The sequence below is a fragment of the Caballeronia sp. Lep1P3 genome, assembly GCF_022879595.1.
Classification (GTDB): Bacteria; Pseudomonadota; Gammaproteobacteria; order Burkholderiales; family Burkholderiaceae; genus Caballeronia.
Genome location: NZ_CP084265.1, coordinates 589,500 through 603,521 on the forward strand (window position 1 = coordinate 589,500; position 14,022 = coordinate 603,521).

At 60.3% G+C, this 14,022-nt stretch carries 11 protein-coding genes and 1 pseudogene; 8 read left to right on the forward strand and 4 right to left on the reverse strand.

Annotated features, from left to right (window positions below; all coding sequences use genetic code 11):
* Positions 1-12: 12 nt before the first annotated feature.
* Together edd and eda are read left to right on the forward strand one after the other, a co-directional pair.
* Positions 13-1,965 (forward strand): phosphogluconate dehydratase, encoded by a 1,953-nt coding sequence (edd, locus tag LDZ27_RS02800; protein WP_244815227.1) that lies wholly within the window; start codon positions 13-15, stop codon positions 1,963-1,965.
* Between the two features lie 84 nt (positions 1,966-2,049).
* Positions 2,050-2,682, forward strand: coding sequence for a bifunctional 4-hydroxy-2-oxoglutarate aldolase/2-dehydro-3-deoxy-phosphogluconate aldolase (eda, locus tag LDZ27_RS02805; RefSeq protein ID WP_244815228.1), 633 nt, complete (start codon positions 2,050-2,052; stop codon positions 2,680-2,682).
* A 135-nt stretch (positions 2,683-2,817) separates the two neighbouring features.
* On the opposite strand, the gene LDZ27_RS28855 is transcribed toward eda, so the two are convergent.
* On the reverse strand, positions 2,818-2,949 hold the full coding sequence (locus LDZ27_RS28855) for a hypothetical protein (protein ID WP_255751443.1): 132 nt from the start codon (positions 2,947-2,949) through the stop codon (positions 2,818-2,820).
* A 558-nt stretch (positions 2,950-3,507) separates the two neighbouring features.
* On the opposite strand from LDZ27_RS28855, the gene LDZ27_RS02810 reads away from it, so the two are divergent.
* The 6 genes and pseudogenes from LDZ27_RS02810 to LDZ27_RS02835 form a co-directional block, all read left to right on the forward strand.
* Positions 3,508-5,190: a DUF2827 family protein gene (locus tag LDZ27_RS02810; RefSeq protein WP_244815229.1), complete on the forward strand. Its 1,683-nt coding sequence runs from the start codon at positions 3,508-3,510 to the stop codon at positions 5,188-5,190.
* A 387-nt stretch (positions 5,191-5,577) separates the two neighbouring features.
* A complete protein-coding gene (locus tag LDZ27_RS28965; RefSeq protein ID WP_370653349.1) occupies positions 5,578-6,411 on the forward strand; it encodes an ESPR-type extended signal peptide-containing protein in 834 nt (277 codons plus the stop codon).
* Positions 6,412-6,470: 59 nt separating this feature from the next.
* Positions 6,471-6,971, forward strand: a complete 501-nt coding sequence (locus tag LDZ27_RS02820; protein WP_244815231.1) for a transposase — start codon at positions 6,471-6,473, stop codon at positions 6,969-6,971.
* Complete coding sequence (tnpB, locus tag LDZ27_RS02825; protein ID WP_244815232.1) at positions 6,947-7,300, forward strand: IS66 family insertion sequence element accessory protein TnpB; 354 nt, start codon at positions 6,947-6,949, stop codon at positions 7,298-7,300. Before LDZ27_RS02820 ends, tnpB (LDZ27_RS02825) begins: the two co-directional genes overlap by 25 nt.
* A gap of 31 nt (positions 7,301-7,331) precedes the next feature.
* Complete coding sequence (locus LDZ27_RS02830) at positions 7,332-8,912, forward strand: IS66 family transposase (RefSeq protein WP_244815233.1); 1,581 nt, start codon at positions 7,332-7,334, stop codon at positions 8,910-8,912.
* Between the two features lie 71 nt (positions 8,913-8,983).
* Positions 8,984-11,380: pseudogene (locus LDZ27_RS02835) on the forward strand (beta strand repeat-containing protein); the annotation flags it as partial.
* A 53-nt stretch (positions 11,381-11,433) separates the two neighbouring features.
* Here the strand turns inward: LDZ27_RS02835 and LDZ27_RS02840 are convergent.
* The 3 genes from LDZ27_RS02840 to LDZ27_RS02850 form a co-directional block, all read right to left on the reverse strand.
* Positions 11,434-13,020, reverse strand: a complete 1,587-nt coding sequence (locus tag LDZ27_RS02840; RefSeq protein WP_244815234.1) for an IS66 family transposase — start codon at positions 13,018-13,020, stop codon at positions 11,434-11,436.
* Between the two features lie 82 nt (positions 13,021-13,102).
* Positions 13,103-13,453, reverse strand: coding sequence for an IS66 family insertion sequence element accessory protein TnpB (gene tnpB / locus LDZ27_RS02845; protein ID WP_244815235.1), 351 nt, complete (start codon positions 13,451-13,453; stop codon positions 13,103-13,105).
* A complete protein-coding gene (locus tag LDZ27_RS02850) occupies positions 13,434-13,922 on the reverse strand; it encodes a transposase (RefSeq protein WP_244815236.1) in 489 nt (162 codons plus the stop codon). The genes tnpB (LDZ27_RS02845) and LDZ27_RS02850 overlap by 20 nt, the downstream gene beginning before the upstream one ends.
* Positions 13,923-14,022: the final 100 nt, after the last annotated feature.

The window sequence follows — 14,022 nt, forward strand, 5'->3', positions numbered from 1 at the left end:
TAAGGAGCTTCGATGGTTTCCCCGCATCCGCAACTCAAGAAAGTCACCGACCGCGTGATCGAGCGCAGCAAAGCGACGCGCGCGGCGTATCTCGCGCGCATCGACGCCGCGCATGGCAAATTCCCGGCGCGCGGCGCGCTATCCTGCGCGAACCTCGCGCATGGTTTTGCCGGGCTGGAAGGCCAGGAAAAGTTCGCGATCAAGGCCGTGCGCGAGCCGAATATCGGCATCGTGTCGTCGTATAACGAGATGCTTTCGGCGCATGCGCCGTACAAGAGCTTCCCGGACATCATCAAGCAGGCGGCGCGCGAACACGGCGGCATCGCGCAGTTCGCGGGCGGCGTGCCGGCCATGTGCGACGGCATCACGCAAGGCAACGCGGGCATGGAACTGTCGCTCTTCTCGCGCGAAGTCATCGCGATGAGCACGGCCGTCGCGCTCACGCACAACATGTTCGACGCCGCGCTGTGCCTCGGCGTGTGCGACAAGATCGTGCCGGGACTGGCTATCGGCGCGTTGCAGTTCGGGCATCTGCCGACCATTTTCGTACCCGCCGGCCCGATGACGAGCGGCCTCACCAACGACGACAAGGCGAAGGTCCGGCAGGAGTTCGCCACGGGCAAGTGCAACCGGGACGCGCTTCTCGAAGCGGAAGCCGCGGCGTATCACGGACACGGCACCTGCACGTTCTACGGCACGGCGAACAGCAATCAGATGCTGATGGAAGTCATGGGCCTGCATCTGCCGAGCGCCGCGTTCGTGCATCCGCATACGCCGCTGCGCGATGCGCTCACCGCCGAAGCCGCGCGCCGCGTGCTGGATCTCACGCTCGAGCGCGGCAACTACACGCCGATCGGTCATGTCGTCGATGAAAAAGCGATCGTGAACGGCATCGTCGCGCTGCTCGCGACGGGCGGTTCCACCAATCACACGCTGCATCTCGTGGCGATTGCGCGCGCGGCGGGCATCGTCATCGACTGGAACGATTTCGACGAACTTTCGCAAGTCGTGCCGCTCCTCGCGAAGATCTATCCGAACGGCAAGGCCGACGTGAACCACTTCCACGCGGCCGGCGGCGTGGCGTTTCTCGTGCGCAATCTGCTCGAAGGCGGGCTGCTGCATGAGGACGTGCAGACGGTCGCGGGCCGCGGCTTGTCGCATTACACGAAGGAACCCAAGCTCATCGACGGCAAGCTGCAATGGGTCGACGGCGCCGCGGAAAGCCACGACACGAAGGTGCTGCGCGGCATCGGCGAGCCGTTCCAGCCGGATGGCGGGCTGCGCCTGATGCAGGGCAAGCTCGGGCGCGGCGTCATCAAGATTTCGGCGGTCGCGCCGGAGCATCGCGTGGTGAAAGCGCCGGCGATCGTCTTCAATTCGCAGGAAGAAGTGCAGGCAGCGTTCGATAACGGCGAGCTGAAGCGCGATTTCGTCGCGGTCGTGCGCTTTCAAGGCGCGCGTGCGAACGGCATGCCGGAACTGCATCGGTTGACGCCGCTTCTCGGCGTGTTGCAGGATCAGGGCTTTCACGTCGCGCTCGTGACGGACGGGCGCATGTCGGGCGCATCCGGGAAGGTGCCGGCGGTCATCCACGTTTCGCCGGAGACGCTGTTGCAAGGGCCGCTCGGCAAGGTTCGCACGGGCGACATGCTGGTGATCGATGCGCCGGCCGGCGTGCTGGATATCGACATCGACGAGAACGAGTGGGCGTCGCGCCCTGTCGAAGCGCCTTTGAACCAGGCGGAAAACGAAGTCGGCTTCGGGCGCGAGTTGTTCGGCGTGTTTCGCAATGCAGCGTTGCCGGCGGAAGAGGGCGCGTCGGTATTCGGCGCGCTGATCGGCGCAGCGCCCGCGCAAGACGGGCACGCGGACGGCGCGGCTGCGGGACGGGAACGGCACGCGCTTCACGACAATGCGCGCGCGGCGGCATCGGCGCTCAACAAGGCGCACGCGACGCAGCACTGAATCTCCGAGCCGACGGAAAACCGCTCGAATCAGAAACCCGCGGACTGTCCGATAAGGCGCCGCTTAAAACAGGAGTCGCATCAAATGAAAACGGTAAGCGAAATCGTGCGTCTTGGCCCGGTGATTCCGGTGCTTGCATTCGATTCCGTCGAGCAGGGCGAACATGTGTCGCGCGCGCTGCATGCGGGCGGCGTGAAGGTGCTGGAGATCACGCTGCGCACGGCGGCGGGCATCGCGGCCATCGAGCGCGCAAGCCAGCTCGCGGATGACATCGTGGTGGGCGTCGGCACCATCACGAAGCCGGAACATTGCGAGCAGGCGAAGAAGGCGGGCGCGCAGTTCGGGGTGTCGCCGGGGCTGACCAAGGAGATGCATCAGGCCGCGCAGGACGCCGGCCTGCCGCTGCTGCCGGGCGTGATGACACCGACCGACATCATCGCTGCAATGGAACTGGGCTATGAAATCGTCAAGTTCTTCCCCGCGCAACAGGCGGGCGGCGTTCCGATGCTGCAGGCGTTTTACGGTCCGTTTCCGAACCTGAAGTTCTGCCCGACCGGGGGAATCACTGCGGAGACGGCATCGACGTTTCTCGCCCAGCCGAATGTGGTGTGCGTCGGCGGCTCGTGGCTCACGCCGAAGGCTGCGCTCGCGGCGCAGAACTGGGAGGAGGTGACGCGGTTGGCGCGGGCTGCGAGTGAGCTGGCACCGCATGCATAAGTGAGTACGCCGGTTCGGCGTACCTGTCGACGATGCGCTGGAGAGCGCATCGTCGATTGGCGGATTAGAACCGGCAGTCGCGTTCTGCTTGCAACGCGTCAATCCGCGGGGTTCGAGCAACCATGGTTTGGCGCTTTACTGGTTCGGAATCGTCGTGGCAGTGATATCAACGTTCACTGCGGTCGAGGACGACGAACTCGAGCTGCTCTTGGCAGCGCCGCCTGCGAGTTGCGCCTGAGCCAATGAATTGCGTTCGATCTTGATCATTTTATTGTTCCTTCTAATCAACGAATATAATAAACCTCAGCCTTGAGCGTGTAACAGGAGATACTCGAATCGAGTTTTTCCTTACCAAGTTTCCCATACGTATTCAGTCAAATTGTATTGCGCCTTGACCGAAATCGGTTAACTAGATATTCATCTATGCGACCGAAATTAAACGCCCGGCCGAATGCTAGCAGTGTGAAAATGCCCGGTCAATGTTGAAATGTCTTAAAGCTCAGTTATTAAGAATCTCGTAATTCTCGATGAGAATTAGCCGGAAAATTCTGTTGATTCGAAGCCGCCAATTGGCAGAAACCACTGTCATCTGATTGGATCTCATTCGGCGTTCCAGACCATGAGCGACACGCCAGTGACTCTTGCACCAAGAGCATGCCGTAGCGTGCGCCTCCGAAACGCCTTCGACTGCTACAGCTACCGAAACGCTGCAGTTCGATAGGACAACTCTTATAAATATCCCAGTCTGCTGGGAAATTTCAATTTTCTTCTATATATTCGACGATAGAAGTCGCGATCTTCGCGCTCGCTAAGACCGCTTCCTGTTTGTCGGTTCCGCTGGCTTCGCCGTCCCGAGTGTTGCGGGTTTTGCGCCAGTCAGTGAATCAAAGCCGAACAAATAGCGCCCGCCCTTTCGATTACTGCAATACGGCATTCTCTGAGATATCACTGATGGCTATCCGAATCGGAATTTCCGTCGTCACGCATCAAGGACAAAACATCTGGCAAAACGGTCTTGGCCAGAACGTCATTTTCCTCGCGGATGCGCTGCAAAAGCTGCCTTTCGTAGAGAACGTACTACTCATCGATGTCGGCGACCAAAACGCACTGCCCCCGCAGGTAGACGCGTCGGCGAAAGAACTGCGCATCGTCCGTATGTCGGACGCCACCGACCAGGTGGATGTCGTTTTTGAAATGGGCGGCGCGCTCGATACGCAATGGCTCGACCTGATGCGCGCGCGCGGTAAGAAGGTCGTGTATTACTGCTGCGGCCAGCCTTACGTCGGGCTCGTGGAAGCGCCGGTCTTCGACAAGCCGGTGCATGTCATGAGGCCCGACCGCTACGACGAGATCTGGCTGATGTCGAAAGATCGGCTTTCCGTTCCGATGATGCGAACGCTTCACCGTTGCGATGTCCATCTCGTGCCTTTCATCTGGCATCCGCAGTTTCTCCAGAAGCGCATTGCCGAAGTGGCCGAACACGGCTTGCACTATGGCTATCAGCCGCGCACGGAAGGTTCATTGGATGCCACCGCTCGGAAGCAGGGGTTCCGCGTTTCGATTTTCGAACCGAATATCTCGGTCGTTAAGACATCCAGCATTGCGATGCTCGCCTGCGAAGAGGCGTATCGCGCGGACCCTTCGAGCGTGTCCCACATGCATGTGCTCAATACGTTGCACATGAAAGATCATCCGACGCTCGTGCAAATGGCCAATTCGCTGAACCTCGTGAAAGACAGCAAGGCCACTTTCCACGGTCGTAACGATATCGCCGGGTTCATGGCGCAGTTCTCCGATGCAGTCGTATCGCATCAGTGGGGCAACGACCAGAATTATCTCTACCTCGACGTGCTTTATGGCGGCTATCCGCTGGTGCACAACTCACCGTGGCTGGATGCCGGGTATTACTACCCGGGTTTCGACGCGCAGGAAGCCGGGCGTCAAGTGTTACGCGCGTCACGCGAGCACGATACGTCGCTTACGGAATATCGCGGCCGCGCACAACGAGTCATCGACTCGGTGAAGGTTGCTGCATCTGTTCGTCGGCAGCGAGGCAAAACTCGGCGTATGAATAAGCAAACGAAGTCCCGCATGCCGGATCGGCTCAATGTGGGCGTCTCCATCTTCATTCGTAAAGGCGAACAGTCGCTTTGGGAAAACGGCATTTTTCAAAATTGCCTGTACCTCGTGATGTTGCTCAAACGCTCGCCGCGGGTGAAATCGACCTATCTCGTCACGGGCGGCGGTGATGGCGGGCCGGAGGACGCGAAGCGTTTTCTGGTCGATGCTCCGGTGCCGCTCATCGACATGGAAACCGCCATGACGAAGCTCGATGTGATGATCGAGATGAGCGCGGTGATTCAAGCCATCGACGAGCACGATCAACGGTTCGTGCAGTATCGCGAAGCGCAACGCTCCGCAATATCCCGGTTTCTGCCGGATGATCCGCGACTCGTCGAGTCATATTCGGCGCTTCTCGATTCGCTGATGCAGAAGGCTGCGCGCTGATCTGCGTTTTCTAAAGGCGAGCGGCGGCTCGTATCTTATTAGCTTCAAAGGCTGCGGGACGCACGTAAACGCGCGTCCCGCACGCGTCTTAAGACCAATCCGAATTTCGCGCCGATAAAACGTCGCCGTGCTTTTACACGGAAAGCTCACTGTCGTTTTTTGCGCAAATTGTCCACTCAAATTCAGACTAGTCCTACCTATTAGCGCGCGCGCTGCGCATCTCCGCGGCCCGCACGAAGCAGTTTGCCGTTGATCCATCGAATTTCTTCGAAATTAGGACGTGTCCGCTTCAAGCGCGGTGCGACCATGAATATTCTCTGTGGTGGTCAAAGGTGTTCCTTTATTTTTTGTAAAAGACGCTCGTTTTTTTGTGGGTCAATTCGGTTTATGAATAAGTCATACCGCAGTATTTGGAATGAGAAAGTGGGTACGTTCGTGGCTGTCGCGGAGACCGCGATGGCTCGAGGAAAGAGTACTTCCAGCGTCGCACGAGCGGACTCGGGTGAGGCCGGCTCGCACCTGCTGGAGAGGGAGGGTCATTCTGGGCTTCTTAAGGGCGCCATGGGTCTCGGTGCTTCCATGGCCCTTCTTTTTGGCGGAGCAGGCGGGTTCGGCGGGGCGCAAGCCGTCGCGGCACCCAGTATTGCATCATGTACCAGCGGTACCGGCTGGGGCTTTTCAAACACCAGCAGCGGCAGCGCCAACAACAACCAGTGCGGCGGTTCCAACGCGGCGGCAGGGCTGGGGACTAGTTTCACAGGCGTGTACCTCACCGATAACACGAGCGGCCCCACGGCATGGATGTCGGTCGGCAGCGGCTACGTGAAGATGGGAGCGAGTACGAGCATCCAGATGCTGCAGTATCTGGATATGACCTCGCACTCCATCACCAACCTGACGGCAGGTGCCATCAATGCGAGCAGCACGGATGCCGTGAACGGAAGCCAGTTGTTCTCGATGTCGAATTCGCTCTCGACTGTCGTGAGTTCCACGTCGCTCTCGCTGTCCACGAACGTCAGTTCCATGTCGACCGGTATGAGTTCGCTCTCCACGGCTTGGTCCAGCGCGTCGACCAGTTTGTCCACGAACATGAGCTCGGTCTCCACGGCGTGGTCCACTGCGTCCTCGAGCGTGTCGACTTCGATGAGTTCCATCTCGACGGCATGGTCGTCGGTTTCTGCGAGCACGTCGACTGTATGCGGTCCTTCAGGGACGCCCTAGCAATGGACGAGTGATTCTCTGATGCTACCTGTCCACGTGGACAGCTGGGATGAGAGTACATGACAGAAGATCGAGATTTGCGTAGCCGTCTGGTAGTCGGCGCGAAGCGGGATGGTCGCCGGGAATACGATCCGCAAGCCCGCGAGGAACTGGTCCAGTTGTGCATGACGTCCGGCGTTTCGATAGCGCGTACGGCGATGGAATACGGCTTGAACCCGAATCTGTTGCGCGAGTGGATCACGCGCTATCAGAAGACACATGCGGCGCAGAATTCGGCGGAGAAGGAACTGAGGCCAGTAGACAGGGCATCGCTTGATGTTACGCCGCCGGCCTTTCGGACTCACGCGCCCGACGTGTCATCACCATTTGTACCGGTCGTTCAGGGGGCTGTGACGGTTGAACGAGCGGTGTCCGCGCGCACACCATCGATCACGGTTGCCTTGCACATACGTTTGCCCAACGGTGTTGAGTTCGACATCGCAGAGGCGACCATCGACGAGCTGAGCACCGTGGTCCAGATGCTCGGGAGGATGCCGTGTTCCGGTTCGACGATAATCTGAAGGTCTACCTGCACCGCGATCCTGTCGACTTCCGCTACGGCATGAACAGTCTGTCGATTCTCGTCGAGCAGTCGATGCACCTAAATCCGATGGACACGTCGCTTTACATCTTCGGAAACCGACGTCGTGACCGAATAAAGATTCTTGGCTGGGACGGCAGTGGTTTCTGGCTTTTGATAAAACGATTGGAGAGCAGCCACTTCATCTGGCCAGACAACAAGGCTGAGATCGTGACGATGACGACCAACGTGTTGCACGCGTTGCTCGATGGCGATGACATCACCGCGATACGACGGCATCCGAAGCAGGAATATCGCCGCGTGAGCTGAACAGTGAGGCCGTGCGCCGGTCTAACCGGCCATGCCGATCAATGTCACGATCACCGCCGAGGAATTGAAGGCGTTGCTCGCCGAGCGCGATGCTGCTCGTGCATTGCGAGAAGAACAGGAGGCCTTACGCGGCGCCTTGCGGCTTATGACGGCAGAGCGCGATCTTGCTGAGGAGCGACTCCGAGCCTACCGTCGCGAACTGTTCGGCGCCAAGAGCGAGGCACGAGATTCTGATCAACTTGGCTTGTTCAACGAAGCCGAGGTGCTCGGCGCGAACAGCGCGCCTGCCCAAGAAGACACGCCGGAGACGACGGTTGGCGCGCACAAGCGCAAGAAGCGCGGTCACCGCAAGCCGCTTGATCCCAATCTACCGCGCGACGTCGTGCGGCACGAATTGCCCGAAGCCGAACGCTTTTGCACGAACGATGGGCACGCGCTCGTCGAGATCGGCGCGGAGATCAGCGAGCAGCTCGATGTGATCCCCGAGCAGCTTCGAGTGATCCAACACCAGCGCGTTAAATATGCGTGTCCGTGCTGCGATCTCGGCATCAAGGTCACTCCAGCGCCGCCGCGCATCATTGCGCGCGGACTGTTGAGCGAAGCGGCGCTCGCATGGATCGCCACCGGCAAATATCAGTTCGGTATGCCGCTCTATCGCCAGGCCGGTTTGCTGTGTCGCTTCGGCGGAGACATCTCGTCGAACACGATCGCCGCCAGCATGGTTCGCGTTGGCCTCGCGACCCAGCCCGTGATCAACCTCATGCGCGATGCGTTGCTCGATGCCGAACTGATCTACTGTGACGAGACGACCTTCCAGGTACTGAAAGAGAAAGGGCGCAAGCCGCAAACGAAGAGCTACCTCTGGGCGCAGATGACCAATTCAGGCATCCCCATCCGCTGCTTCAGCTATACGCCCGGACGCGGTGCCAAACTGGCCGACAAGCTGTTCACGGGGATCCGCAAGGGCGCCGTTCTGATGACTGATGGCTACGAGCCTTACAACGACATCGCTCAACGCTACGACCTCGTGCACCTCGGGTGTTGGGCACACCTAAGACGGTACTTCATCAAAGCGGAGGAGAACGTGCCGAAAGCCGCGCGTTCGCCCGATCTGCTCGCGACACGCTTCATCACGCTGATCGGCAAGCTGTTCACTGCGGAGGCCCGCTCTAAGAAATGGGCAGCTGAGCGACGACAGCGACTGCGACGTCGATACAGCACGCGCATACTCGACGCCATCTACGCTTTAGCCCTCGCGGAGTCGCCCGGCGTCGTACCAAAAAGTTTGCTCGGGAAGGCACTGACCTATCTGCGCGAGCAGTGGCCGAAGCTGATCCGCTACGTCGAGAACGGCACTTGGGCCATCTCGAACAACCCTTGCGAGAATGCGATTCGCCCATTCGTCGTCGGGCGCCGCTCATGGCTTTTTAGCGACACCGTAGCGGGGGCGAACGCAAGTGCAAACCTCTACAGCCTGATCGAAACCTGCAAAGCCGGGGGCATCGATCCCTATCGCTACCTTCACTGGTTGTTCCAACGTCTTCCTCTGGCGAGGACCGTTGACGACTACGACGCGCTGCTTCCTTGGAAGATGCCCGCAGATCTCCGCTGACCCGCATTGCTGATGCACATCACGCGCTCTCCACCTTACTCCGAGGGGCGTCGTTCGTGGATCGCGTACCGTCGACTAGCGTCAGCTCGATGTCCACCGCCACTTCTTCGCTGTCCGTCACGGTCAGTTCCCTGTCCACGGGCGTCAGCACTGCCAACAGTCGCGTGACGAGCCTCTCGACGAGCCTCAGTTCCTTGTCGACGTCTGCGTCGACCGGCATAAGCAGTCTGTCTCTATCGACGGCGACGCAAGTCGATTCACTGTCGACGGGTCTTAGCACGGCCACGAGTTCCATCAGCAGCCTTTCGACCGGCCTCAGTACGACGACGAGCGCGGTCTCGAGCATTTCGACCGGTTTGAGTACGGTCAACAGTTCCGTCAGCAGCCTGTCGACAGGCGTAAGTACCGTTACGAGCAACGTGAACAGCCTGTCCACGGGGCTCAGCACCACGAACATCGCGGTAAGCAGCCTCTCGACCGGTCTCAGCACGACGAACAGCGCTGTGAACAGCCTGTCCACGGGCCTCAGCACGACCAACAGCGCAGTAAGCAGCCTGTCCACGGGCCTTAGCACCACCAACAGCTCGGTGAGCTCGCTGTCGACCGGTCTAAGCACGACCAACACTGCAGTAAGCAGCCTCTCGACCGGCCTCAGCACGACCAACGCCGCGGTGAGCAGCCTGTCCACGGGCCTCAGCACCACGAACAGCACGGTGGACAGCCTGTCGACCGGCCTCAGCACGACGAACAGCTCCGTGAGTTCGCTCTCGACCGGCATAAGCAGCGTCAGCAGCTCGGTGAGCAGCCTGTCGACGGGCATGAGCACCACGGCCAGCACCGTCAGCTCGCTCTCGACCAGCCTCAGTTCGTTGTCGGTATCGACGTCGACGGGCATCAATTCGCTGTCGACCGGCCTGAGCACCACGAACAGTACGGTCAACTCGGTTTCGACGGCAGTGAGCACCGCCTCGAGCAAAGTGGATAGTCTGTCGACGGGTGTGAGCACGGCCAACAGCAGGGTAGACAGCCTTTCCACCGGCCTTAGCACGACCAACAGCACGGTGAGTTCCCTGTCGACCGGCGTCAGCACGATCGGCAGCACGGTGAGCAGCCTGTCCACCGGCCTCAGTTCTCTTTCGGTTTCCACGTCGACCGGTCTCGCTTCGTTGTCGAGCGGACTCAGCACGACGAACACGTCGGTGAACAGCCTTTCGACGGGGCTGTCCACCACGAGCAGCGCGGTGAGCAGCCTGTCCACGGGCATGAGCACGGTCACGAGCACAGTCAACAGCCTGTCGACCGGCATCAGCACGACGAACAGCTCGGTAAGCTCGCTGTCGACCACCGTGACGAGCCTGTCCACGGGCTTGAGCACGACGAACAGCAAGGTCGATAGCCTGTCCACGGGCCTGAGCACGGCCGGCAGCAAGGTCGACAGCCTGTCCACGGGCGTCAGCACGGCCAGCAGCGCGGTCAGCAGCCTGTCGACCGTCGTCAGTTCGTTCTCGACCGGTCTGAGCACCACGAATAGCGCGGTGAGCAGCTTGTCGACCGGTCTGAGCACCACCAACAGCTCGGTGAACAGCCTCTCGACGGGCCTCAGCACCACGAACAGCACGGTCAGCTCGCTCTCGACGAATCTGAGTTCGCTCTCCGTCTCCGCCTCGACGGGCATCAGTTCACTGTCGACCGGCTTGAGCAGCACGAACAGCACGGTCAGCAGCCTTTCGACCGGTCTGAGCACCACGAACAATACGGTGAGCAGTCTGTCGACGGGATTGAGCACGACGGGCAGCAAGGTGGATAGCCTCTCGACCGGTCTCAGCACCGCGACGAGCTCGGTGAGCTCGCTATCGAGCAGTGTGAGTTCGTTGTCGACCGGTTTGAGCACGACGAACAGCACGGTAAGCAGCCTGTCGAGCACCCTCAGCACCACGAACACCGCGGTGACAAGCCTGTCCACCGGCCTCAGCACGACCAATAGCTCGGTCACGAGCCTGTCCAGCGGCCTGAGTTCGGTCTCGGCGTCGGCTTCGACCGGTATCAGTTCGTTGTCGACCGGCTTGAGCACGGCCACGAGTTCGGTGAGCAGCCTGTCGACCGGTCTGAGCACGACGAACAGCACGGTAAGCTCGTTGTCGACCGGCCTGAGCACGACGAGCAGCAAGGTCGACAGTCTGTCGACCACGGTAAGCACGCTGTCGACGGGTCTGAGCACGACGAACAGCGCGGTAAGCAGCCTGTCGACTGGCCTGAGCACGACCAACAGCACGGTGAACTTGCTGTCGACGGGCTTTGCTTCGCTGTCGAATTCCACGTCGACCAGCGTCGGCTCGCTGTCGAGCGGCCTGAGCACGACCAATAGCTCGGTGACGAGCCTGTCGAGCGGTCTCGCGGCGACGAACAGCACGGTCGGCTCCTTGTCGAGCACGGTCGGCACGCTGTCGACCAGCTTGAGCACGACCAACGTAAGCGCGAATTAACACGCACCACGGCGGACCACTGAATAATCTGCGCTCGATCACGTTGACGCGAATTCGTCGTTCCGCTTCGTGAAGTTGAATGGGAGCAGGTCCCGGATATCGGCATCCGCTGAGCGCTGCGGCAGCTCGGTCAGCACGCGCAGCAGATAGGCATACGGCTCGACTCCGCATGCACGGCACGTCAGCATCAAGCTGTAAATGATCGCACTGGCCTTCGCGCCAGCGACTGTGTCGCTGAACAGCCATGCCTTTCTTCCGGTCGTAAATGGGCGGATGTCGCGCTCGAGCAGATTGTTGTCGATGGGTGAGACCCCATCATCGACATAACGTCGCAGGTATGCCCACTGATTGCGTGTGTAGCTGATAGCCTTGCCGGTCAGACTTTCAGGCAGCACTTGCGACGCCTGTTCATCGAGCCAGATTTTGAACGCCTCCAGCAGAGGCACGCTGTGCGCCTGGCGCAACTCATACGTGTGCTCGGCACGGCTTCGACCTTCGGGCAGTACGCCGCGTGCGAGGGTCTCAACCTGGTAAAGCGCCTTGAAGTATTCGAGCGCCTTGCGTGCGCGGCCGTCGGGTTTCCTGTGAGCCTTGTACGCCTCATCAAACCCGCGGCGCGCGTGAGCCATGCATCCGAGATGGGTCACACCTTCCAGCGTGCGCCACGCACTGTACCCGTCGGTCATCAGCGTTCCGGCGTAGCCGCCCAGAAAGGCCTGCGGATATTGCTGCCCGCGTCCTGGCTGATATTCGAACAGCACGACCGGTTCGGTACTGTCTTTGGCGCTGCGATACACCCACATGTACGACTTGCTCTGCGCTGTCTTGCCGTCTTCCTTGAGCACCTGCACTGTCGTCTCGTCGCCATGAAGCAGGGACTGCGCAAGCAGTGTTCTGCGCATCGCTTCATACAGACGGGACAGGTGCAGCTCGGCGGGACGGATAATCCAGTGTGCCAGCGTACCGCGACTGACCGCAATGTTCGAGCGAGTCAGCGCCTCTTCCATGCGATACAGCGGTGTGCCGTCCGCGTATTTGGCCGTCATCACCGTAGCGATCATTGCCGGGCTCGCGTTGCTTCCTGGCAGCGGCTGCGTCGGCATGGAAGCGATCACAACCGGCGTATGTTCGGCGTGGCGCTCGCAATGGCGACACGCATATTTGAAGCGCACGTGTTGCAATACCGATGCCTTGAGCTCGATATGCAACTGCTCACAGGTCTGCTCGCCCATCCGGTGCATCGCGCCCTTGCAGCACGGGCAGACCTTTTGGTCTTCGGGCAGGTCGTATTCGATACGGGTGCGGGGCAGATCGGCGGGCAGTGGTTTGCGACCGCGCTTCTGATGGGGTGGAGCATCCACGGCAGGCAGGCTGGTGGCGGGCAACGCGAAGACACCGTCCGGATCGTCTTCGACAGGTTCCACCGCGGCGACCTGCTCGGCTTCGTCGAACACGCGATCCTTGAGCTTCTCGCTGCTCGGCGCGAAGCGCTTGAGTTGCGCGAGGCGAAACAGCTCCTCGAGTTGCTCGACGCGTGCCTTCAAGTCCCGGTTGCTTGCCTCGAGCTCGCGGATGTAGGCGAGCACTTCGGGCGGCAGACCGGCGGTGGAATCGGGGGCTGACATGACCCTCACCTTAGCGAAATCGCCGGGCGCGTGGGTTTACGGAAGTTGTAACGACGAGGCCGATTTAAACGTCACGGCTGCGTCAACCAATGTGTCGATACTGTCGCGCAGGATGACGACGTACTGCGTCGATATCAATCCCCTCAAGCAACCAGTGCAGTTGTTCGGCGGTCAATTCCATCACGGCCTGCTGCCGGCGCGGCCAGACGAAGCGGTCTTCTTCAAGACGCTTCATCATCAGCCAGAAGCCGTTGCCGTCCCAGCCGAGCAGCTTGATGCGATTGTGACGCTGGTTACTGAACGCGTATAGCGCTGGCGCAAACGGGTCCAGTCCTGCCTGTTCTACTAGGGCGGCGAGCCCGTTGATCGACTTCCTGAAATCGACGGCTTCGCGATGAACATACACCTTGAGTCTAGCGTCGAGTCTGAACATCGCAGCGCCCCAGACTCTCGATCATGGCCGATACCAGCGACGCATCACCGGCTGTGCAGTCCAGCCGCAGCGTCACTCCGTTGGGCATCTCCACCGTCAGTTGCGAGCGCAAGGCCGGATTTGTGCCCACAGGCTCGGAGTCGGGCTTCGAGATGCTGGTCCGCTCAACGACCTCACTGCGGCCAGCCTCGCGGACCATCACAAATGCCGACGGCACGGCGAGTGTCGTCGCATCATCGACAATATCCAGCGCCCCCGCGGCGCGGCGGCGTTGCTCATGCAGCTTGATCCATCGGCGCAGCAGATTCGCGTTCACGCCGGCTTTGAGCGCCAATCCGGCCACTGAAACACCAGGTTGCAGGCAGGCCTCGATGAGCTTAAGTTTGGATTGCGAGTCGTAGCGACGCTTGCCGTCGCGCCCGACGAGGGTAACGGCGAGAAGCGCCGTATCTGAACCTGTTTGAGTCATGGCTGTGTCCACAGAATATCAGTGGACGCAGCTTGCCTTGCTCTGAACCGAGACGCTATGTGCGCATAAATTCGCGCTTACCGACCAACAGCACGGTGGG